Origin of the sequence: Bradyrhizobium sp. AUGA SZCCT0105, from assembly GCF_018129565.1 — a bacterium.
In the GTDB taxonomy this organism is placed as follows: Bacteria; Pseudomonadota; Alphaproteobacteria; order Rhizobiales; family Xanthobacteraceae; genus Bradyrhizobium.
In genome coordinates, this window is the sequence record NZ_JAFCMK010000001.1 from 150,106 (window position 1) to 171,057 (window position 20,952).

The 20,952-nt window shown below is 64.3% G+C and carries 18 protein-coding genes; 9 read left to right on the top strand and 9 right to left on the bottom strand.

The window, feature by feature from the left end; genetic code table 11:
• Window positions 1-13: 13 nt before the first annotated feature.
• On the bottom strand, window positions 14-538 hold the full coding sequence (locus JQ573_RS00605; protein ID WP_212315237.1) for a flavin reductase family protein: 525 nt from the start codon (window positions 536-538) through the stop codon (window positions 14-16).
• Window positions 535-1,236, bottom strand: coding sequence for an FAD synthetase (locus tag JQ573_RS00610; RefSeq protein ID WP_249131173.1), 702 nt, complete (start codon window positions 1,234-1,236; stop codon window positions 535-537). The genes JQ573_RS00605 and JQ573_RS00610 overlap by 4 nt, the downstream gene beginning before the upstream one ends.
• Before the next feature lie 216 nt (window positions 1,237-1,452).
• Between JQ573_RS00610 and JQ573_RS00615 the strand changes: the two genes are divergently transcribed.
• Window positions 1,453-3,030 carry a 4-hydroxyphenylacetate 3-hydroxylase N-terminal domain-containing protein gene (locus JQ573_RS00615; protein ID WP_212315235.1) on the top strand — a complete coding sequence of 526 codons (1,578 nt, stop codon included), beginning with the start codon at window positions 1,453-1,455 and terminating at the stop codon, window positions 3,028-3,030.
• 107 nt (window positions 3,031-3,137) lie between these two features.
• Complete coding sequence (catC, locus tag JQ573_RS00620; RefSeq protein ID WP_212315234.1) at window positions 3,138-3,428, top strand: muconolactone Delta-isomerase; 291 nt, start codon at window positions 3,138-3,140, stop codon at window positions 3,426-3,428.
• Between the two features lie 278 nt (window positions 3,429-3,706).
• Here catC and JQ573_RS00625 read toward each other — a convergent pair whose 3' ends face one another.
• From JQ573_RS00625 to JQ573_RS00640, 4 genes are all read right to left on the bottom strand, one after another.
• Window positions 3,707-4,291 (bottom strand): TIGR02281 family clan AA aspartic protease, encoded by a 585-nt coding sequence (locus tag JQ573_RS00625; RefSeq protein ID WP_212315233.1) that lies wholly within the window; start codon window positions 4,289-4,291, stop codon window positions 3,707-3,709.
• 25 nt (window positions 4,292-4,316) lie between these two features.
• Entirely contained in the window at window positions 4,317-4,520 is a 204-nt protein-coding gene (locus tag JQ573_RS00630) for a DUF1289 domain-containing protein (RefSeq protein ID WP_212315231.1), read from the bottom strand.
• 148 nt (window positions 4,521-4,668) lie between these two features.
• Window positions 4,669-6,273 (bottom strand): HAMP domain-containing sensor histidine kinase, encoded by a 1,605-nt coding sequence (locus JQ573_RS00635; RefSeq protein ID WP_212315230.1) that lies wholly within the window; start codon window positions 6,271-6,273, stop codon window positions 4,669-4,671.
• A 456-nt stretch (window positions 6,274-6,729) separates the two neighbouring features.
• Window positions 6,730-7,602 (bottom strand): NAD(P)-dependent oxidoreductase, encoded by an 873-nt coding sequence (locus JQ573_RS00640; protein ID WP_212315228.1) that lies wholly within the window; start codon window positions 7,600-7,602, stop codon window positions 6,730-6,732.
• 202 nt (window positions 7,603-7,804) lie between these two features.
• On the opposite strand from JQ573_RS00640, the gene JQ573_RS00645 reads away from it, so the two are divergent.
• From JQ573_RS00645 to JQ573_RS00670, 6 genes are all read left to right on the top strand, one after another.
• Window positions 7,805-8,242 carry a VOC family protein gene (locus JQ573_RS00645; protein ID WP_212315226.1) on the top strand — a complete coding sequence of 146 codons (438 nt, stop codon included), beginning with the start codon at window positions 7,805-7,807 and terminating at the stop codon, window positions 8,240-8,242.
• 108 nt (window positions 8,243-8,350) lie between these two features.
• Window positions 8,351-9,481, top strand: a complete 1,131-nt coding sequence (locus tag JQ573_RS00650; RefSeq protein ID WP_212315224.1) for an Mrp/NBP35 family ATP-binding protein — start codon at window positions 8,351-8,353, stop codon at window positions 9,479-9,481.
• A gap of 153 nt (window positions 9,482-9,634) precedes the next feature.
• Window positions 9,635-9,928 (top strand): hypothetical protein, encoded by a 294-nt coding sequence (locus tag JQ573_RS00655; protein ID WP_249131174.1) that lies wholly within the window; start codon window positions 9,635-9,637, stop codon window positions 9,926-9,928.
• 306 nt (window positions 9,929-10,234) lie between these two features.
• Window positions 10,235-11,323 carry a TRAP transporter substrate-binding protein gene (locus JQ573_RS00660; protein ID WP_097672506.1) on the top strand — a complete coding sequence of 363 codons (1,089 nt, stop codon included), beginning with the start codon at window positions 10,235-10,237 and terminating at the stop codon, window positions 11,321-11,323.
• A gap of 264 nt (window positions 11,324-11,587) precedes the next feature.
• Complete coding sequence (locus JQ573_RS00665; protein WP_212315223.1) at window positions 11,588-12,676, top strand: TRAP transporter substrate-binding protein; 1,089 nt, start codon at window positions 11,588-11,590, stop codon at window positions 12,674-12,676.
• An 86-nt stretch (window positions 12,677-12,762) separates the two neighbouring features.
• Window positions 12,763-13,092: a hypothetical protein gene (locus tag JQ573_RS00670; protein ID WP_212315222.1), complete on the top strand. Its 330-nt coding sequence runs from the start codon at window positions 12,763-12,765 to the stop codon at window positions 13,090-13,092.
• A 643-nt stretch (window positions 13,093-13,735) separates the two neighbouring features.
• Here JQ573_RS00670 and JQ573_RS00675 read toward each other — a convergent pair.
• The 3 genes from JQ573_RS00675 to JQ573_RS00685 are packed head-to-tail and all read right to left on the bottom strand — an operon-like array spanning window position 13,736 to window position 19,886.
• Complete coding sequence (locus tag JQ573_RS00675; RefSeq protein ID WP_212315492.1) at window positions 13,736-15,316, bottom strand: efflux transporter outer membrane subunit; 1,581 nt, start codon at window positions 15,314-15,316, stop codon at window positions 13,736-13,738.
• Window positions 15,317-15,372: 56 nt separating this feature from the next.
• Window positions 15,373-18,630, bottom strand: a complete 3,258-nt coding sequence (locus tag JQ573_RS00680; RefSeq protein WP_212315220.1) for an efflux RND transporter permease subunit — start codon at window positions 18,628-18,630, stop codon at window positions 15,373-15,375.
• A 56-nt stretch (window positions 18,631-18,686) separates the two neighbouring features.
• Entirely contained in the window at window positions 18,687-19,886 is a 1,200-nt protein-coding gene (locus JQ573_RS00685) for an efflux RND transporter periplasmic adaptor subunit (protein WP_249131175.1), read from the bottom strand.
• A 389-nt stretch (window positions 19,887-20,275) separates the two neighbouring features.
• On the opposite strand from JQ573_RS00685, the gene JQ573_RS00690 reads away from it, so the two are divergent.
• Window positions 20,276-20,950, top strand: coding sequence for a response regulator transcription factor (locus JQ573_RS00690; protein ID WP_092125557.1), 675 nt, complete (start codon window positions 20,276-20,278; stop codon window positions 20,948-20,950).
• The last annotated feature ends 2 nt before the right edge of the window (window positions 20,951-20,952 follow it).

Below are 20,952 nucleotides of genomic sequence, written 5' to 3' on the forward strand. Positions count from 1 at the left end.
TCTTCTGGCGGTCTCACCAGACAAATTCGTAGGCAGCATTCTCCAGCATCGCGGGCGCGGGGTGCGGGTCGGCCAGGCCGCCGAAGCGGCCGCGGCAGAACAGCAGCGGCTTCTTGCCGGGCTCCAGCGACATCTCACGGACATGGCCGAGGAAGATGGTGTGGTCGCCTGCGACGATCTCATCGGCAAGATCGGTCACGAAGTACGCTGCTGCGTTGGCAATGACGGGCAGCTCGTTGCGGCGCTCGAAGACGTCGCAGAGATCGAGCCTGGGCTTGCCCGCGAAATGCCAAGCAAGATCCTCCATTCCCTCAGCCAGAATGCTGACTGCGAAGCGGCCGGTGTTCTGGATGTTGCAGAGCATCTTCGCGCTTTTCGCGATCGAGATCGCGACCAGCGGCGGATCGAGCGAGACCGACATGAAGGCATTGGCCGTCATGCCGTGGTCGCGTCCCTCGCAATGCGTGGTGATGATGGTGACGCCGGTGCCGAACTGGCCACAGGCATTGCGCAGCTCGCGCGGATCGATGGCGGTCATGGGCTGACGACCTCGAGTTGGGCCAGGCCGGATCGATTGGCAGGTGGCGCGGTCACGATGTCTCGCCAGTTTTCCAGCGCCGACGCGGCCGCTGCAAGGCCGGATCGCCGAAGCGTGCGGATCCGGCTGCTGGAGACGATCTCGCCATTGCCGCAGCGCACCGGCGGTAGGATGCGCGTGTCGAAATGTTGTCGCAGCAGCTGCGCGGTGCCACCCTTGCAGGACCCGAAGCGGAAATCCTCGCCGACGATCACTTCACGCGGTTGCAGAAGCTGCAACTCGGCGAGGAAATCGGCCGCGCTGCGCCGGACGTAGATCTGGTTGAAATCGGCGACGACGACATGGTCAGGCGCGAATGTTGCGATGCGCTCGAGCTTTTCGCGCAGCGAGATCAGCGCCTCGGCCTGGCCGAAATACACCTTTGGCGGCGGATCGAAGGTGTAGACGACGGACGGAACGCCGCGGTGCTGCGCTGCCGCAATGGTCTGCCGGAGCAGTTCCTGATGGCCGCGGTGGACGCCGTCGAACGCGCCGATGGTCACGACGCAGGCGTCGAGGGCCAATTCGCCATCGCGATGAAAAGCGACAGCGGCGCCGTCAAAATCCTTGCCCAGACCTTTGCCCAGATCCTTGCCCATGGCTCGCTCCGGTTTTCGCTCCCTTGCCGTGCTGCGCGATTCTTGCGTCAGCTGCGGCATTGCGTCGGCCGGACGATCGTGCGCCGTCCGGTCCGTGCCACCAGAGTCATAGCCCGAGCCGCGGCGGTTCGCGCGGTATGGTGTGATACCTTTCGCCCGCTCAGGGTGAGCGCGTAGCTTTTCCGCCGATGTCACGCCGACCAAGAGCGTGACGGGATGGTCCGGGCCGGTGTGGCAACGCCCGCCGGTCCCACGACACAAGCGGAGGAGAAACCCATGACTACAGCAGCTGCCTTGCGGGCCGATGCGCCTGCGTCAACCACCAGCGTCTATACCGGCGCGGAATTCCTGGACAGCATCCAGGATGGCCGGGAGATCTACATCTACGGCGAGCGCGTCAAGAACGTCACCCAGCATCCCGCCTTCCGCAACTCGGCGCGGATGGTGGCGCGCTGGTACGACCGCTTTCACGAGAAGAAGGATCAGATCGGCGTCCTGACCGACACCGGCTCCGGCCAACTGACCCATCCGTTCTTCCTGGGCTCGCGAACGGCGGACGATTTGATCAAGGGCCGCGATGCGATCGCCGAATTGCAGAAGGTTGCGTATGGCTGGATGGGCCGCTCGCCGGACTACAAGGCGGCGTTCCTCGGGACCTTGGGCGCGAATTCGGGCTTCTATGGCGAATATGCCGGCAACGCGAAGAAATGGTATGCCCGGACCCAGGAGCGGCTCGACTTCTGGAATCACGCCATCGTCAACCCGCCGATCGATCGCGACCGGGCGATCGAGGACGTGCGCGACGTCTTCATGCATGTCGAGAAGGAGACCGACGCCGGCCTGATCGTCTCGGGTGCGAAGGTGGTTGCGACCGGCTCGGCGCTGACGCACTATAATTTCATCGCCCACTACGGCATCCCGATCAAGGACAAGTCGTTCGCGCTGATCTTCACGGCGCCGATGGACGCCAAGGGCGTCAAGCTGATCGCTCGCTCGTCCTACGAGTTCACGGCGGCCGCGACCGGCTCGCCGTTCGACTATCCGCTGTCGAGCCGCTTCGACGAGAACGACTCGATCCTTGTTTTCGACAAGGTGCTGGTGCCCTGGGAGAACGTCTTCATCTATGGCGACGTCGACAAGATCAACCAGTTCTTCCCGGCGTCGGGCTTCATCCCGCGGTTCACGCTGCATGGCGTGACGCGGCTGGCCGTCAAGCTCGACTTCATCGCCGGCCTGTTCTCGATGGCGGTGGAGGCGACCGGATCGAAGGATTTCCGCGGCGTGCAGACGGCGGTGGGCGAGGTGATCGCTTGGCGCAATCTGTTCCACGGCATTTCCGATGCGATGGTGAAATCGCCGATCGCCTGGCAGGGGACCGAGGGCTACAATCTGCCCAACCTGAATTACGGGCTGGCCTATCGCGTGTTCGCCCCGATGGCCTATCCGCGGATCAAGGAGCTGATCGAGCGCCACGTCGCGAGCGGCCTGATCTATTTGCCGTCGAGCTCGGCCGACCTCGAGAGCGAGGCGATCCGGCCTTATCTCGACCGCTTCGTGCGCGGCTCCAACGGTTACGCTGCGATCGACCGGATCAAGCTGCTCAAATTGCTCTGGGACGCGATCGGCTCCGAGTTCGGCGGTCGGCACGAGCTCTACGAGCGCAACTACGCCGGCAATTACGAGAACCTTCGCGTCGAGACGCTGATGGCCGCGAGCGCCACCGGCGACCTCGGCGCCATGCAGGATTTCGTGCGCAATTGCATGAGCGACTACGACGTCTCCGGTTGGACGGCGAAGGATCTGATCAATCCCGATGACATCAACCTCGTCAGCCGCGGTCTGGTGCAAGGCTGACGACAGGATTGTCGATCTGATAGAGAGAGATGGAGTCGCCGCGATCTCGCGGCGGCTCCGATCCGTTCGCGTTACCGCCTCATCGCCTGCAAGGAGAGTTGATCATCATGCTGTTTCACGTCGAAATGGACGTGCGAATTCCGCACGATCTCCCGGCCGAAAAGGTCGATGCGCTGAAGCAGGCCGAGCGTGCCCGTGCCATGGAACTGCAGCGCACGGGGGCTTGGCGCCATCTGTGGCGGGTGGCCGGACGCTACGCCAATGTCAGCATCTTCGACGTATCCGGGGCGCAGGAATTGCACGACATCCTGTCTGGCCTGCCGCTGTTTCCGTTCATGGAGATGAAGGTCACGCCGCTATGCCGGCATCCGTCGTCGATCCATGACGACGACCGCTAGCGGCAAGACGTTTTCGAGCGAAGTGGATCCGGTTCTCGTGAAGAAAGCGCGTCAAGACAAGACACGCTAGAGCATGATGAGATCAAGTTGAATTAGGGCAGCGTCGAAGGTCACCTCTCCCTTGGGAGAGGTCGGCGCGCAGCGCCGGGTGAGGGGTTACGGTCTCTCGTTGGAGCTGCGGCCCCTCACCCGATTTGCTGCGCAAATCGACCTCTCCCCGCAGGGGAGAGGTGAGCCGACCCCGAGGCCAAACCGATTCAACCTCACTTCGTCCCGCTCTAGTCGACACCCGCGCGCGGGCGCCGGTGACGGGCCGAGGTGTTGATGCTGCCGGTGACGTCGGGGTATCCGGTGAGGCTCAGCGTATCGGAACGGACCCCCCAGCTTTCGAGCCGGTCGAGGAAGCTCATGCCGAGCAGGTTGGTCTTCATCTGCCCGCGTTGCACCACGAGCGCCGGCACCGATTTCTCGACCAGCTTGCCGACCGCGAGACGGTCGAGCGTCAGCCGCGCCGCCTTGGTGTGACCGCCGGCGGTCTCCAGGTCGACATTGTATTCGAGCATGTCGGTCGGCAGCCCGATCGCCTTGGCGGTTTCCCAGGTCAGCACGACCGAGGTCGCGCCGGTGTCGATCACCATCGGCGCGCTGACGCCGTTGATCTTGGCGCGGAACGCGAACTCGCCGCCCTGGCTGCGCGCGATCTGCACCGCGGGGGCAGGGGCGGCGGCCGGCGCGGCGATGCTGTGGCCGAAGATCTGGGTCAGATTCTGTCTGGCGCGCGCGATCTGGTCGGGATCGCCGTACGTGACAACGGCGCCCGCGGTTGCCATCAGCAGTACGATGACAAGGAGGATGCGGGTCACGGTGCGGCTCCGGTCGCTCCGGTGATCACGCGCGCTTCGGACGCGGCTCCATGCGCTCGAGCCCGGCCTCGGCCATCCGCGCCGGCAATGTCGTCATGACAGACAGGCGCTCCGCGCGGTCCATCTTGTGCCAGCGTGCGATCTCCGGGAGCGTGCGACCACACCCGAAGCAGAGCTTCGTCCTGGGGTCGATCATGCAGACTGCGATACACGGCGTTTCTGAGCTCATTGTTCAACTGTTGAACCGTTTCAGCCGCCGGTGCAAGTCGGTCGAATCGGGATGCGCCATCACGCCCCGGCTTTTTGTCGCGAGCATGGTGTTGGCGCGAACGCCTCGGATTCATTGGCAGCGAAAACCGCGTCACCCGCGACATGCTCTACAATCCGGTGCCGGCACTCATGATGGACTTGCGGCGCACACGTTTCCGGTCGGCGCCCATCGCGGGCTCGGCGGGCTCCGGCTGCATCGGCGGCGCTTCTTCCGTCATCGGCGCCAGCGCGCTCATCACCCGCTCCGGCGGCAAGGTCACGATCACCTCGGTGCCGATGCGCAGCTTCGATTTCAGCGTGAAGGTGCCGCCATGCATGTCGATCAGGCTCTTGGCGATCGGCAGTCCAAGGCCCGCACCCTGTTCCGCCGACTTGATCGAGTTGGAGCCCTGGCCGAACGAGGCCAGCACGACCGGGATCTCGTCCTCGGCGATGCCGCTTCCGGTGTCCTTGACGCTCAGATATTGCCCGCCCGACGCGGTCCAGCCGACCTTCAGCCAGATCTCGCCGCCCTGCGGGGTGAACTTGATCGAGTTGGAGAGCAGGTTGAGCACGACCTGGCGGATGGCGCGCTCGTCGCCCCAGATCCGGGGCATGCCATGCTCGAACACTTCGTGGATGGTGATGCCGCGGCTGGAGGCGCGCAGCTTCAGCAGATGGTGGCAGTCGGCGACGACATGCACCAGCGCCACGGCTTCCTCGTTCAGCTCGTAACGGCCGGCTTCGATGCGCGACAGATCGAGGATCTCGTTGATGAGATTGAGCAGATGCACGCCGGAATTATGGATGTCGGCGGAATATTCCTTGTAGACCGGCACCGCGTGCGCACCAAAGATCTCGCTCTTCATCACCTCGGAGAAGCCGAGGATGGCGTTGAGCGGCGTGCGCAGTTCGTGGCTCATCTGGGCCAGGAAGCGCGACTTGGCGACGTTGGCGGATTCGGCGCGGTGCCGCGCCTCGTCGGAGATCGCCTTGGCCTGCTCCAGTTCGCCGATCAGCGCGTCCTTTTCGGCGCGGGCCTCCAGCGTCGCCAGCGTGGTCGAATGCAGCCGATGCGCCAGCAGCGCGAAATAGCCCTCGGCGGCAAGCGCAAGCAGCGCCAGCACGTAATTGTCGAACGCGCCGTTGAGCACGAGATCGAGCGCAATCCCGACCGTCACCGGAACGGTCGCCGCGAGTGCTGCGATCGGCAGGCTCGCCGCCAGCATGCTGGAGACCGCGATCACCAGCAGCATCAGGAACATCATCAGCGTGTTGGAGGAGAGATCGCGCCCGGCGGGGTGGATCAGGATCGCGGTCCAGCACAGGCCGTACAGCAGGTCGAGCAGCACGAAGCGGGTCCGCCATTTGCGGGTCACCGCCACCGAGGTCGGCTCGGCGAGGAAGCGGGCGCAGCTGCGGATGATCGCGAGATGGACGCCGAGGATGCCGACCGTCCAGGCGCCGGCCACGATCGGCTTCATCCAGAGGCTAAACAGGACGCCGGTTGCCACCACGAGCAGCATCACGACGTAGGATGCCGACATCCGGGTCTGGGCATATTGCCGGAGCAGTTCGGCGTCGAAAGCCGGGCGGGTTCCACTGGTTGACGTTAACCGATCCCGCGCCTCGCGCACCCGCTGTGCTGCGACGCGCCGGTTGTTCACCGGCACCGTCACCTGAGGTCCTGCTGGAAGCTGTACAACTTCAGGCTTTTCTGCGGGATTACTCATCAACAACACAAATCCTGCCCGCGAACCGCGCGGGCTTTTTGCATTGTCTATCTGTGACGCCAATTCATTAAGCGTTACCTTAAAGAGCTAAAGAAAAGCGTTAACCGGAGGTTAAATTAACTTTTGCCGCAGGGCGCCGCGCCGTTGGTCCGAGGAGAGCCACGGCTTTCGAGGACTGCAACGAAAGGCGGCATGTTTCGGCATACAGCTATTGCGTGACCGCCTGTGAACCCCAGACGCTGGCCACGTCCACATGATTTCGGAATAATGGAAATGTGCGCCTGATTTGCCCGACATGTCAAGTTGCCAAATCGAATGCCGGCGGCGGGCTACTTTGCATGGGGTTGTTTTCGATATTTTGGCAGCGCGCACCTTCTAAGGGGAATGCTCCTTCGCGAGACGACGCTGCATGGCACGGTGGCCCGCCGACGCGGTTCACCGTGCCAATGCGAGGAGCTAGCGCTGCAGCCGGGCCAAGAGGCTCGACGTATCCCAGCGCTTGCCGCCCATCTTCTCGACCTCGGCATAGAACTGGTCGACCAGCGCGGTCGCCGGCAGGGTGGCGCCGTTGCGGCGGGCTTCCGCCAGTGCAATCGAGAGGTCCTTGCGCATCCACTCGACCGCGAAGCCGAAATCGTACTTGCCCTCGTTCATGGTCTTGTAGCGGTTTTCCATCTGCCAGGACTGCGCTGCTCCCTTGGAGATGGTTTCGATCACGGCGGCGACGTCGAGGCCGCTCTTCTTGGCGAAGTGGATGCCCTCGGACAGGCCCTGCACGAGGCCGGCGATGCAGATCTGGTTGACCATCTTGGTCAGCTGGCCGGCGCCTGCCGGTCCGAGCAGCTTGCACATCCGCGCATAGGCGCCGGTGATAACAGGCTCGGCGCCAGCGTAGGCGTCTGCGCTGCCGCCGCACATCACCGTCAGCACGCCGTTCTCGGCGCCGGCCTGGCCGCCCGACACCGGCGCGTCGACGAACTTGAAGCCGGCCTTGGTGGCGGCGGCATCGAGCTCGCGGGCGACCTCGGCGGAGGCGGTGGTGTGGTCGACGAAGGTCGCGCCCTTCTTCATGCCGGCAAAGGCGCCGTCGGGGCCGACCGTGACCGCGCGCAGGTCGTTGTCGTTGCCGACGCAGCACATCACGAAATCCTGGCCTTCGGCGGCGGCCTTCGGGGTCGGCGCCGTCTTGCCGCCGAACTTGTCGGCCCATTCCTTCGCCTTCGCCGCGGTCCGGTTGTAAACGGTGACCTCATGGCCGCCCTTTTTCACGAGGTGTCCCGCCATCGGGAAACCCATTACGCCGAGACCGAGGAAAGCGACTTTAGCCATGTCTGTTACCTTGTGATTTGCCGTGGTGATCGCCCTTGAGACCGCCGGAAAAATGTCGCGGCGGGCAGGGCATTCTGTCCATGGAAGGAGCCGCACCATACCCCCTGCGCAGCGGAGGGCAACGGCTTCGTTGGATGGCAGACCCCGGTTTTGTGCTAGGATCGCCCGACCAAAGAACCTCACAAAAAAGGGAGTGTCTCGCATGGGCATGAGCGTCGGTGTGCTCGATCATTTCAATATCCGGACCCGGAATCTCGCCGCCACGGTGCGGTTCTATGAGGACATTCTGGGCCTGGAAAAGGGGGCGCGGCCGAACTTCGCGTTCCCCGGTGCGTGGATGTACAGCGAGGGCAAGGCGGTCGTGCATCTGGTCGATATTTCCGCGACCGACGAGGCACAAAAGCCTGACTCGGGCGTCGTCCATCACGTCGCCTTTGCCAGTCAGGGTTTTGACGGGATGCGGAAGCGGCTGCAGTCCAAAGGCATGGAATTCGACTCGCGCCAGGTTCCCGGCGGCGACCTCTGGCAGATCTTCGTGAACGACCCCAACGGGGTCATGATCGAGCTGAACTACGAGGCCGCCAAGGAGGGCGGCGCCGCAGCGCCGGCCGAGCGGCGGGACGACGTCGGAGCGAGGTAGCCTTTTGCGCTGCAACGCTTTATTGGGTCGTCTCCTGGGCGTGATCCGGAAAAGTGTGAAGCGGTTTTCCGACAAGATCACGCCCCGCTAAAGAGCAGGAGATGCGCGGTGAGCGTGACGCAGCAACAGGTTCTCGATTGTCTTGCCAAGGTGATGTCGCCGCGCGGCACGGCCTTGACCAACGCCAATGTGCTGTCGGCGATCACGGTCACCGATGGCAAGGTGTTCTTCTCGATCAACGTCGATGCCGCGGAAGCCCGCGCCTGGGAGAGCGTGCGTGCGCAGGCCGAGAACGCCGTGCGCGCCATTCCCGGCGTCAGCGTCGCGATGATCGCGCTGACCGCAGAGCGCAAGGCCGGCGGTGCGGCGCCTGCGCCGCGGCCGGCCGGCGGTGTCCAGCCTGCGTCCGCGCACCGTCATCCGCACCCGCCTGGTGCGCAATCGCCGATGGCCCGGCAGGCCGAGATCCCCGGCATCTCAGCCGTCATCGCCGTTGCCTCCGGCAAGGGCGGGGTCGGCAAGTCGACCACGGCGCTCAACCTTGCGCTCGGCCTGCGCGACATCGGCCTGCGCGTCGGGCTGCTCGATGCCGACATCTACGGCCCATCGGTGCCGCGGCTGACCGGCATCCGCGAGAAGCCGAAGCTCAACGACGACAAGAAGATGATCCCGCTGCAGCGCTTCGGCCTGTCGATCATGTCGATCGGCTTCCTGGTCGAGGAGGACACCGCGATGATCTGGCGCGGGCCGATGGTGATGTCGGCGATCACCCAGATGCTGCGCGACGTCGTCTGGGGCACGCTCGATGTGCTGGTCGTCGACATGCCGCCCGGCACCGGCGACGCCCAGCTCACGCTGGCGCAGAACGTCCCGCTTAAGGGCGCCGTCATTATCTCGACGCCGCAGGACCTCTCGCTGATCGACGCGCGGCGGGGACTGGCGATGTTCAAGAAGGTCAATGTGCCGGTGCTCGGCATCGTCGAGAACATGAGCTATTTCCAGTGCCCGCATTGCGGCACGCGCTCGGACATCTTTGGCCATGGCGGCGCCCGCCACGAGGCCGAGAAGCTCGGGGTGCCGTTCCTCGGCGAGATCCCGCTGCATATTGCCATCCGTGCCGCCTCCGATTCCGGCAACCCGGTGGTCGAGAGCGAACCGGACGGCCCGCACGCGGCGATCTACCGTGCGATCGGCAGCAAGGTCCGTGAGCAGCTGCAAGGCGTCATCGCCGCCGCCTGAGCCCGCGCTGTTGTCCCGGTCTGCCGGGGGGCTTCAAAGGCCGGGATCCGGGCGGCCTTTCTTCACAGGCCTGTCGCCCTGGGACGATTGCTGAATCGCGTCCGGCCTGTATGTTTGTCCAGCACTGGCCGAATCGTACCGCCGTGCCGTCAATTGAAGGCGGGCACGGGTAGCCGTAATGCGGGGAGGGGCCGTGAGGCGACCAGCGACATGGCAGCATCACGCGAAGCAAACAAGCAACGCCGCAAGCACCTGACGCGGGAGAAGCGCGAAGAGGCCTCCCGGGCGGCGTTCAACCTTGCGAAGAAATCCGACTCGATCGGCGAGGCCGCGATCGCGATCGCCAAGACGTTTGGCGTCAGCAAGACGACCGCGCAAAGCTGGATCCGGCGTGGGCGGCATTTGGCCGATAAAGCCAAGAAGGCGCGAGAGGCGACGCGGCGCTGATTGCCACGGAGCCCGGTGGCTGAGTGCCGGCCGGGCGGCCCGCACGCGGCGATTTACCGCGTGACGGCGGCGAGGTCCGCGAGCCGCTGCAAGCCGTCGTCGCCGCCGCCCGAGCCAGCATTTTCCGGTAGGTTTCCCGCATCATCAGACTTTCGTTTAATTGGTGCGGTCATGCCATTGTCGCGTTTCCGTGAGGCCGTCATCCGTGTTAAAGGGCCGACCCAGAGCGTCCCGGCTGGCCTCAAGCCTCCTGCCGGAGAACTGCTTGCGGTCACTGGGAAACGCCCCTCAAGGAGAAGCCTTACGATGAAGCGTCGTGATTTTTTGAAAGTGTCTGCGGCCGGTGCTGCCGCGACGGCGGTTGCCGCGCCGGCGATTGCGCAGTCCTCGCCTGAAATCAAATGGCGCCTGACCTCGAGCTTCCCGAAGTCGCTGGACACCATCTATGGCGGTGCCGACCAGGTGGCGAAGTATGTCGCCGAAATGACCGACAACAAGTTCCAGATCCAGGTGTTTGCGGCGGGTGAGATCGTCCCCGGCCTGCAGGCGCTGGACGCGACCTCCAACGGCACGGTCGAGATGTGCCACACCGTGTCCTACTACTATGTCGGCAAGGACCCGACCTTTGCGATCTACGCGTCGGTGCCGTTCGGCCTCAACGCCCGCATGCAGAACTCCTGGTGGTACCAGGGCGGCGGCGAGGCGCTCGGCAACGAGTTCTTCAAGAAGTTCGGCGTGATCGGCTTCCCCTGCGGCAACACCGGCACCCAGATGGGCGGCTGGTTCCGTAAGGAGATCAAGACGGTCGCCGATCTCTCCGGCCTCAAATTCCGGATCGGCGGCATCGCCGGCCAGGTGCTGCAGAAGGTCGGCGTGGTGCCGCAGCAGCTTGCTGGCGGCGACATCTATCCGGCGCTGGAAAAGGGCACCATCGACGCCGCCGAGTGGGTCGGTCCCTATGATGACGAGAAGCTCGGCTTCCAGAAGGTCGCCAAGTACTACTACTATCCGGGCTTCTGGGAAGGCGGCCCGACCGTGCACGCCTACTGCAACCTCGAAAAGTGGAATGCGCTGCCGAAGAACTACCAGGCGATCCTGACCAACGCGACCGCCAACGCCAACACCTGGATGGCTGCGCGCTACGACATGCAGAACCCCTCGGCGCTGAAGCGGCTGGTTGCCGGCGGCACGCAGCTGCGTCCGTTCACCAACGAAGTGCTCGAGGCCTGCCTCAAGGCGACCAACGAGCTGTGGGGTGAAATCTCGGCCAAAAATGCCGACTTCAAGAAGTCGATCGACGCTATGCAGGCGTACCGTTCCGACCAGTATCTGTGGTGGCAGGTCGCCGAATACACCTTCGACAGCTTCATGATCCGCTCGCGCACCCGCGGCTGATCGCACTCCGAGCGTTCGCGAGAAGAGAACGCGCCAAGAGCTTCGAGCTAACAAGAGCTTCGACTTAAGTAGCCCGGCCCCCGCAAGGGGGCCGGGTTTTTTGCGTCTGGCATTCGCCGAGGGGATGTTCCATGCTCGCGTCCGAAGCCTCGGCACGAAGGCGGGCGCGTGATCGGTCACCGGTCATGACGGCAAAGAAACGCAGCGCGACGATCGCAAGCAGTCGACGCTCGGACAAACACAATCATACAGGGTGGGATTCAAATGAAGCGCAGAGATTTCATCAAGGTCACGGGTTTAGGTGTCGCAGGCGCGGCAACGGTCGCAGCTCCCGCGATCGCGCAGTCGATGCCTGAGCTCAAATGGCGCCTGACGACAAGCTGGCCGAAGTCGCTCGACACGTTGCACGGCGGCGCCGAGCTGATGGCCAAGGCGGTCGGTGAAGCCACCGACAACAAGTTCCAGATCCAGACCTTTGCCGCCGGCGAGATCGTGCCCGGCCTGCAGGTGCTCGACGCCGTGCAGAACGGCACGGTCGAGATGGGGCACACCGCGCCCTATTACTATTTCGGCAAGGACCCGACCTTCACCTTCGGCTCCTCGGTGCCGTTCGGCCCCAACATGCGGCTCAACCAGGCCTGGTTCATGCTGGGCGGCGGCAAGGAGCTGCTCAACGAGTTCTACAAGAGCTACAACGTCACCTCGCTGCTCGCCGGCAACACCGGCTGCCAGATGGGTGGTTGGTTCCGCAAGGAGATCAACAGCGTCGACGATCTCAAGGGCCTCAAATTCCGCATCGGCGGCTTTGCCGGACGGGTGATGCAGAAGCTCGGCGCGGTGCCGCAGCAGCTCGCCGGCGGCGACATCTATCCGGCGCTGGAAAAAGGCACCATCGATGCGGCCGAGTGGGTCGGTCCCTATGACGACGAGAAGCTCGGCTTCTACAAGGTCGCGCCGAACTACTATTTTCCCGGCTGGTGGGAAGGCGGCCCGATGCTGGTGGCGATGATCAACCTCGACAAGTGGAACGCGCTGCCGAAGCACTATCAATTCGTGCTCGAGCAGGCCGGCCATCTCGCCAACAACTGGATGATGGCGCGCTACGACCAGGCCAACCCGCTCGCACTGAAGAAGCTGCTCGCGGCCGGCACCAAGCTGCGCCCATTCCCGACTGCGGTGATGGAAGCGTCCTTCAAGGCCGCCAAGGAGCTGCATGCCGAGGTTTCGGCGACCAATGCCAATTTCAAGAAGGTCTATGACTCGCTGACGACGTTCTCCAACAACGGCTATCAGTGGTTCCAGGTCGCCGAAGTCGGCTACGACAATTTCATGGCGCGCCACTCTCAGGCCTGACGCCACTGACCTTTCAGCGCAAGCAGAACCCCGGGGCAAAGCTCCGGGGTCTTTTGCTGGGAGCCAGCGAGGGGCCCGCCAAACGAATGCTTTTCGGCACGATTCGTGCTAGCATTGCTCAGGAGCGTGAATCAGGGCGCCATATGCGTTTCCTCGGTCTTATCCTGCGGACGCTGTTTCTGACCCTTGTGGTGGTCATCACTGCTCGCGTCGCAAGCCCGCAAAACGAAACCATCTGGTCGGCCTACGAGACGCCATCGGATTTGTTTCGCATCATCCTGGGCGCCGCGGTCTGCCTCTTCGTCGCCGTCCAGATCTTCAGGTATTCCAGAGATCCCGCCGATATGCGCAGGTGGGTCGTGATCGGGGGCGCCGCGGTGCCGTTGGCGTTGGTTTGCGCGGTCGTCATCTGGTAGGCGCCGTCGCTGATCGCGTCGACCCAGCAATCACCGCGTAAGCTTCGCCATCAAAATGGAAACGGCAATGAGCGCACGGGAACGCGGCTCTCGAAGCTCAATCCGGTGGCCGGTCCGGTCCGGTAATGGCCGTTATAGTGCCCTCCATTTGGGCAGTAATTCGGATCCTGACGCTCCTGATCGTCGATTGTCCGGCGATAGCTTCGCTGCTGATAGCGCGTCTGCCAGCAATGGCAGTTCTGGTCACAAGCGAGTCGTGCACGAACGACGCTTGCGGGGCCTTGCGGCGACAGCCGCGTGACCTGAACAGGCGCAGCGCAGGCTACCGACGCCATCATGGCACCGGCCGCAGCGATGAGAAGCAGACGCGTTGTATTTTTCATATGGGTCTCATCGAGCCGATCAGCGTGAATCCCGGAAGCCAATTCAATTGCCGGAGCGTGCCGCTATTTCCTTGGCGATCGCTTTAGCGGCGATGCTGGAGGCGTTGATACGGCAGCCGGCGTCGTGCGAACCACCGGGTTCTTCTGCTCGTTGGGACCGCCGAGATTGCTTGGCTTTTTCGGACCGCCGACCGCGCTTTGTGCGGCCGCGGATCCCGCAGAGACCGCAAGGAGAACTGCCGCCAGGATGAGCATGTTTTTCATTCGTCGGTTCCTCCAGTCAGTAGCCTCGTACGGCGCTTCTCAGCGGGCGGCGGCCCGTTTTCGCTGACGCGCTGCGGGGCGCTGGCGGGTAAATCCTCCAGGGCACATTTGCGCCAGTCGTCGGATGTGCAGTTGATCGGCCAGCCGCCGCCAAGTGCCATGAAAAGGGCGGCGCTGTCCGAGAGGCGCGTCGCCTGGGCCTGCACGCGGACCACCGCCGCCGTCAGATAGACCTGCTGGGCATTGAGCACGACCACCTGATTGACTTGCCCGAGAGCAAGCTGCTTCTGAATGATGTCGAGGCTGGCCTTGGCGGCGAGCTCGGCCCTGACGGCAGCCTGCAAGGCGCGCGCGTCGGCCTGCAGGCTGCGCAGGGCGTCGGCGACGTTCTGCATCGCCGTGACGACAGCCTGGCGATAGAGCGCATCCGCCTGGTCCACCGCGGCCTCCGCGGCCTTCTGCTTGTGGTAGAGCGTCAGGCCGTCGAACAGCGGCTGGGTCGCGCTCGCCGCGATGACGTAGAAGCTGGTCCCCGGCGTGAACAATTCGGCGAGGCTGAAGCCGGCGGCGCCGGCATTGCCGGTGATCGTGATGTTGGGCAGCCGTGCCGCGATCGACACGCCGACCTGGGCGTTCGCCGAGTGCAGCAGCGCTTCCGCAGCCCTGACATCCGGACGCTGGGCGATCATCTTGCTCGGCAGGCTCACCGGCAGGTGTGCGGGCAGCGCCAGGCGGTCGAGTGTGAACTTCTGCAGGATTTCGTCGGCCGAGAATTGCCCGGCCAGCGACGTCAGCAGGTCGCGCTGAACGGCGAGCTGCTTTTCGAGCGGCGGCAGCAGTTGCTCGGACTGGGCCAGCGCGGCCTCCTGCGCCAGCACGTCGACCTGGGCGGCGCCACCCGCGTTAAACTGGTTCTTCACGATCTCCAGAATGCCGCGTTCGATCTTCACGACGCGCTGGATCGCGGCAATCTGGCCGCGAAGCGATGCTTCCTGGATCGCCGCGGTGACGACGTTGGCTGTCAGCGTGAGGTAGGCCGCTTCCAGCTGGAACAGTTGCTGCTCGGAAATCGCGTCGAGACTTTCGACCGCGCGAACATTCTGGCCCCAGATGTCCGGCACGAAGCTGACGTTCAATTGCGCGGTATGAAGCGAAAATACCGAGGGCGACTGGCCGCCCGGGCCCGAACTCGATGCGCCGGAAATCTGCTGCTGGCCGGGCGTGTAATTTGCGCCGAGCTGCGGGAAGAACAGCCCGCGCTGCGCCAGCGCGTTGTATTGCGCAATCCTGATCGACGCCTCGGCCGCCTGCAGGGACGGGTTGTGCTCGACCGACATCTTGATCAACTCGTCGAGCGGCCTTGAGCGAAATGCCGTCCACCACCGCAGCGACACGTCCTCTCCGCTGACGAAGTGCTGCTTGGGCACGCTAGGACCCCCGGCACTTGTGCTGGGGGAAGCCAGCTTTTCCGGCGTGTAGCGATCGACGTCAGGGGCGGGCGGCGGCACGAAATTCGGGCCGACGGCGCAGCTTGCCAGCAACAGCCCGGCGGCGCCGGCGCCAAGCACCGGAGGCATGGCGCGCCTTCCGCGCGGCGCGAGCGCGGCAACAATCCTTGCGACGATCCCGGACATCAGGCGCCCCCTTCATGCGCCGCTTCGGGCGGTGCCGTGGCAGCCGCCTGGTCGGGAGAGGCGACAGGCTCGCGCGACAGGAAGATCTTGCGCAGCGCAGGCGCCACGATCAGCAGCAGCAGCGGGCCGATGAACATGCCGCCGACCACCACGGTCGCGAGCGGACGCTGCACCTGGCTGCCGATGCCGTGCGATAGCGCCGCCGGGAACAGGCCGACGCCCGCGGACAGCGCGGTCATCAGCATCGGCCGCATGCGCTGCTCGGCGCCGTTGAACACCGCCTCCGCGATGCTCATGCCCGAGGCTCGCAATTCGCGGAAATAGGCGATGTTGAGGATGCCGTCCATGACCGCGACGCCGAACAGCGAGATGAAGCCGATCGCGGCCGAGATCGAGAAATCGAGCCCGGCGAGGTACAGCGCGATCAGGCCACCGCCGACTGCGAAGGGTATGCCGGCCAGCGCCAGCAGGCTGTCGCGCAGCGAGTTGAACAGGCTGTAGAGCAGCACGAAGATCAGCAGCAGCGTCACCGGCACCACGATCATCAGGCGCGCCTTGGCGGCTTCGAGATTGTCGAATTCGCCGGACCAGATCATCCGGTAACCGGTCGGAAGGTGCACGGCCTCGGCGACGCGCGTCTGTGCCTCCGCCACCGTGCTGCCGAGATCGCGGCCGCGCACGCTGAACTTGATCGGGATGTAGCGCTGGCTGCGCTCGCGGTAGATGAACGACGCACCGGTATCGAGCGAGATGTCGGCAAGCTCGCTCAAGGGGATGTAGGCGTTGGTGCCGGACGGCGTCTGGTAGGCCACCTTGATCTCGCGCACCTCGTCGATGCTCTGGCGGAATTTCGGGTCGAGCCGCACCACCACGCCGAACTGCCGGTCGCCCTCCAGCACCGTCGTCGCACTGGTACCGCCGAGCGCCGCCTGGACCACGGTCGTCACGTCGCCGGTATTGAGACCATAGCGCGCAGTCTTCTCGCGGTTCACCTTGATATTGAGATTGGGCTGCCCGACCAGATGGAAGATGCCGAGATCGGCGACGCCGCGGATCTTGGCCATCTCCTGCGAGACCTTGGTCGCGAGCTGTTCGAGCACGGCGAGGTTGGGGCCGATGATCTTGACCGAGTTCGCGCCCTTGACGCCCGACAGCGCCTCCTCGACGTTGTCCTGAATGTATTGCGAGAAGTTGAAGGTGACGCCGGGCAGTTCCTCGTCGAACTCCCGCTGCAGTTCCTCGGTCAGCTTCTCCTTGGTCAGGCCGGGCGGCCACTGGTCGAACGGCTTGATCGGCGCGAACAGCTCGACATTCGAGAATGGAGAGGCGTCGCTGCCATTGTCGGGGCGCCCATGCTGCGACACCACCGTGATGATCTCAGGGTGACGCAACAGGATCTCGCGCATCTTGCGGGTCGGCTCGGTGCCTGCGTCGAGCGACATGGTCGGCGGCATCGAGGCGCGGATCCAGAAATTGCCTTCCTCGAGCGCGGGCAGGAACTCGCTGCCGAGCTGGCTCGCAGCAAGGCCGCTCAGTCCGAGGAAGATGATGCCGGCTGCGACCGCGACCCTCAGATGCGTCAGCGACCAGCGCAGCACCGGCGTGTAGGCCTTGCGCAGCGAGCGCACGATGATGGTTTCGGTTTCCTCGATATGCCGCGGCAGCAGCAGCGATGCCAGCACCGGCGTCACGGTGAATGTCGCCAGCAGCGCGCCGGCGAGCGCGTAGCCGTAGGTTCGCGCCATCGGTCCGAAGATCTGGCCTTCGACGCCCTGCATGGTGAACAGCGGCACGAACGCGGTCACCGTGATGGCCGCGGTGAAGAACACCGCCTTGTCGACCTGCAATGCGCTGACGAAGATCATCCGCAGCCGCTCGGTCCAGCCCTGCGCGGGTTGGCCGTTTCGCGTCGTGGGATCGCCACCCCAGTATCCCTCGGCGAGGTTTTGCAGCACCCGGAGCCGGTTCTCCGGACTGGACTGGAAGTTGCGGAAGATGTTCTCCATCATGATGACGGCGGAATCGACGATGATCCCGAAGTCGACGGCGCCGAGCGACAGCAGATTGGCGTCCTCGCCCTGCAGCACCAGGATGATGATCGCGAAGAACAGCGCGAACGGGATGTTGGCGCTGACGATCAGCGCGCTGCGCAGGTCGCCCAGGAAGACCCACTGGATCACGAACACCAGCAGGCAGCCGAACATCAAGTTGTGCAGCACGGTGTGGGTCGTGACGCTGACCAGCGAGGTGCGGTCGTAATAGGGGACCACCTTGACGCCGGGAGGCAGGGTGCCGTCGCTGTTGATCTTGGCGACTTCCTCCTCGACCTTTGGCACGATGTCGTTGGTGTGCTGCGTGCGTCCCATCACGACGATGGCTGCGGCGACGTCGTCGTTCCTGTCCTTTCCGGCGATGCCGAGCCGCGGCACATAGCCGACTGAAACCTTGGCGACGTCCTTGATCTGGATCGGCAGTCCGTTGGATTGGGTCAGGACGACGTTCTCGATGTCCCGGACCCGGTAGCCCTTGGTGATGTCGTCATCGCCGCCTGAGTTGATCAGGCCGATGCCGCGGATGTTGACGGATTGCTGGCCGATCGCGATCTCGCGGCCGCCGACATTGATGTTCGCGTTGCCGAGCGCGCTGATCAGCTGCGGCACGGTGATGTTGTAGGCTTCGAGCTTGGCGAGATCGGCGTCGACATTGAACTGCTTGGTGGTGCCGCCCCAGGCATTGATCTGCACCACGCCTGGAAGCGTCATCAGCCGGCGGGCGACGACGTAATCCTGCAAGGTCCTGAGATTGGTCAGGCCGAAATTCGGCGGACCGACGAGCTGGTAGCGGTAGATCTCGCCAACCAGGCTGGACTGCTGGATTTGCGGGATCTGATTGCCGGGGAGCTGGACGTTCTGCGTGAGGTTGTTGGTGGCCTGCGAGAGCGCGAAGTAATAGTCGACGCCGTATTTGAAGGTGACCCGCACGAACGACAGGCCGTAGAACGAGGTCGAGCGGATGTTGACCACGCCCGGCGTCGAGTACAGCCCGACCTCCATCGGGATCGTATAATACTTCTCCATCTCCTCGGCGGAGAGGCCGGCGGCCTGCGCCGTGATCTCGAGGATGACGGGCGCCGGGTTCGGATAGGCCTCGATGTTCAGCTTGGTGAACGCGGCGAATCCGGCGGCGCAGAACACGGCGAGGCCGAGCACGATGACGGCGCTTCGGGTCAGACCGAATTGAAGGAGGCTCTTGATCAAGGTGCTGCACTTACTCTTGAGCGGACGAGGGCGCGGTCAGCGTTGCGGCTGGCGCGCTAGCCGGTGGCCGCGTTGGCGAACTTGTTGCTGAGGAAGATCGCGCCGGTGGAAGCGACCTTCTCGCCGGCTGCGAGGCCGCTGAGGATTTGCCGCCAGCCGTCCTGCTCCATGCCGATCGTCACCGTGCGGCGGTCGAACTTGCGGCCGTCGCTCGTGACCCACACCGTCATCGTGCCGTCGCCCTCGCGCACGATGGCGTCCAGCGGAACGCTCACCGACAGCTTTGGCGGTTCGGTTTCGATGGTGAAGCTCGCAAGCATGCCGGCGCGCAGCTTGTGCTGGGGATCATCGATCACCGAACGCACCAGCTGGCGGTGCGAGTTCGGATCGATGTTGAGGCCGAGCGTCGTCACGCGGCCGCGAAACACTTCGTTGGGATAGGCCGGCACCCGTACCTCGACCGGTTGGCCGATCCGGTAGGCGGGGGCATCGGTCTCGATCACATTGGCGACCATCCACATCGTCGAGATGTCGGCCAGCGAATAGGGCGCCGGTGCATTGCCGGGCTGCACAAAGAGTCCCGGCGCGGCATTGCGCGCAATGATCCGGCCGGAGATCGGGCTCGGCACCACCAGGATGGAATCGACCTTGCGGTCGGCGACGATGCGGTCGATCTCGGCGTCGGTCTTGCCGAAGATGCGCACCGCGTCGCGCCCGGCCTTGTAGTTGCCCTCGGCGGTCTGCTGATCCGACGTCGCCTGGTCGACGTCCTTCTGCGCGCCGCCGCCGGTCTTCAGCAGCTGCCTGACCCGGGCCAGCGTCCTGGTCTGCAGTTCGAGCACGCCGGCCGCGGCGAGCAGCGACGACTCGGCCTGCAACAGATCGGGGCTGTCGATCGTGAACAGCCTGTCGCCCTTCGCAACCTCGTCACCGACATTGAGCGGCGTGTCGACGATCCTGCCGGGATTTGATGTAAACGCCTGCACCAGCATGTTCTGATTGAAGTCGATCGAGCCGACCGCGTTCTTCAGGGTCCGGAACGAACGCTGCTCCGCGGCCATGGTCTTCAGGGAGGCCGCCTGCTTGTCGCTCAGCGCGACGTATTGCTGCTCGACGTTGACGTCCTGCGGCGCGGTCTCCTGCGCGGCCTTGGCGTTCACGACACCATCGGCGCGCGTCGTGAGCCACGCGCCGGCGAGAAGCGCCGCCAGCACCGGCATCGCCGCAAAGCCCATATACTTCATTCGAAATGACATCGCCCGCCGCCAATACTGCATGAAAGTCTCGCGCGAGAGACGAGGTCCTGCCGCATGGCGGGCCGTCGTCCGATCTCCCGGTGAGAGCAGATGAACGATTATCAGGGCTAGCTGACGCCAGCCTTACATTTGCCCTTTCAAGAGCGCGCCCGGCGCGCGAATTTGATTGCGGCGGGGGCCGGTTTATCTATTTTGCGTGGGGACGGGAGCGGTCGCGCATAGCCAAAATATAGCGCGTTAGCGGCAATCCGGGCGTTGTGCTTAGATGCGTATCGTTTGCACATCGGGATTGCTCAACGCGCGATCTGTTGCGGAATTGTCGCTTGGCTGGCGCATCGCAACAAGGTGTGCAATCGGAAGACCGATCGAATGAAAACAGGACTGCTGCGATGCGCCTTCTGATCGTCGAGGACAATCTCGAGCTCTCGCGGCTGCTCGCGAGCGGGCTGGTGGCGGCGGGTTATGAGTCCGATATCGTCAACAGCGTTGCCGAGGCGCGTGATGCGCTGCGCAGCGTCACCTATGCTGCCATGATCCTCGATCTCGGTCTGCCTGACGGTGATGGCCTGTCGGTGCTGTCGGAGCTGCGCCGCAAGACCGACCCGCTGCCGGTCCTGGTGTTGACCGCGCGCAACGGCCTGCAGGATCGGGTCAACGGCCTGCGCAGCGGTGCGGACGATTATCTGGCGAAGCCGTTCGCGCTGGAAGAGCTGGTGGCGCGGCTCGAAGCCATCCTGCGCCGGCCCGGCCAGCTGCTCGGCTCGTCGCTGAAGCTCGCCAATCTGGTCTACGACACCGAGAGCAAGCAGGTATTCGTCGACGGTGCTCCGCACGTCTTTTCCGCGCGTGAAACCTCCGTGCTCGAGATCCTGCTGCGGCGGCAGGGGCGGGTGGTACCGAAGAAGAATGTCGAGGACCACATCTTCGGTCTGTCGGGCGAGGTCGCCTCGAATGCGGTCGAGGTCTACGTGTCGCGGCTGCGCAAGCTGCTCACCGAGCACCGCGCCAAGGTCATCATCCACACCATTCGCGGCGTCGGCTATCTGATGGCGGAGGAGAAATAGGG

Coding starts and splice junctions, on each gene's coding strand:
- catC (WP_212315234.1), top strand. CDS start 3,138: ATGCTGTTTCACGTCGAAATGGACGTGCGAATTCCGCACGATCTCCCG.
- JQ573_RS00605 (WP_212315237.1), bottom strand. CDS start 538: ATGACCGCCATCGATCCGCGCGAGCTGCGCAATGCCTGTGGCCAGTTC.
- JQ573_RS00635 (WP_212315230.1), bottom strand. CDS start 6,273: ATGAGTAATCCCGCAGAAAAGCCTGAAGTTGTACAGCTTCCAGCAGGA.
- JQ573_RS00630 (WP_212315231.1), bottom strand. CDS start 4,520: ATGAGCTCAGAAACGCCGTGTATCGCAGTCTGCATGATCGACCCCAGG.
- JQ573_RS00690 (WP_092125557.1), top strand. CDS start 20,276: ATGCGCCTTCTGATCGTCGAGGACAATCTCGAGCTCTCGCGGCTGCTC.
- JQ573_RS00685 (WP_249131175.1), bottom strand. CDS start 19,886: ATGTCATTTCGAATGAAGTATATGGGCTTTGCGGCGATGCCGGTGCTG.
- JQ573_RS00645 (WP_212315226.1), top strand. CDS start 7,805: ATGGGCATGAGCGTCGGTGTGCTCGATCATTTCAATATCCGGACCCGG.
- JQ573_RS00610 (WP_249131173.1), bottom strand. CDS start 1,236: ATGCCGCAGCTGACGCAAGAATCGCGCAGCACGGCAAGGGAGCGAAAA.
- JQ573_RS00660 (WP_097672506.1), top strand. CDS start 10,235: ATGAAGCGTCGTGATTTTTTGAAAGTGTCTGCGGCCGGTGCTGCCGCG.
- JQ573_RS00615 (WP_212315235.1), top strand. CDS start 1,453: ATGACTACAGCAGCTGCCTTGCGGGCCGATGCGCCTGCGTCAACCACC.
- JQ573_RS00640 (WP_212315228.1), bottom strand. CDS start 7,602: ATGGCTAAAGTCGCTTTCCTCGGTCTCGGCGTAATGGGTTTCCCGATG.
- JQ573_RS00665 (WP_212315223.1), top strand. CDS start 11,588: ATGAAGCGCAGAGATTTCATCAAGGTCACGGGTTTAGGTGTCGCAGGC.
- JQ573_RS00675 (WP_212315492.1), bottom strand. CDS start 15,316: ATGCCTCCGGTGCTTGGCGCCGGCGCCGCCGGGCTGTTGCTGGCAAGC.
- JQ573_RS00670 (WP_212315222.1), top strand. CDS start 12,763: ATGCTTTTCGGCACGATTCGTGCTAGCATTGCTCAGGAGCGTGAATCA.